This is a genomic window from Streptomyces kebangsaanensis, from assembly GCF_001906585.1.
Taxonomy (GTDB): domain Bacteria; phylum Actinomycetota; class Actinomycetes; order Streptomycetales; family Streptomycetaceae; genus Streptomyces; species Streptomyces kebangsaanensis.
In genome coordinates this window covers 128,005-128,238 of sequence record NZ_JUJA01000045.1, presented here as the reverse complement: position 1 = coordinate 128,238, position 234 = coordinate 128,005, and the positions used below count along the sequence as shown (strand labels likewise).

The window sequence follows — 234 nt, the reverse complement described above, 5'->3', positions numbered from 1 at the left end:
CGGGCGGCCGCCGCGGCTGCCGCCGAGGCCACGGAGGGCGAGGAACACCCCGAGCACCCCGAGCACCCCGAGCGCCCGGAGGACCAGGCCGAGCAGGGCGGCTCGCGGCGCCGCCGCCGTCGCCGGGGCTCCGGCTACGGCGAGGAGACCGAGGCCCGGGAGACCGAGTCCGCCGCCGAGCCCGCCGAGTCCGCCGAGGAAGAGGCGGAGGAGGCCGAGGACGCCGTCGAGGAC

The 234-nt window shown here is 80.8% G+C and carries 1 protein-coding gene; it reads left to right on the top strand.

Annotated features, from left to right (window positions below):
• A partial coding sequence (locus RH94_RS42560; protein ID WP_234425576.1) for a hypothetical protein occupies positions 1-234 on the top strand: 234 nt, incomplete at both ends.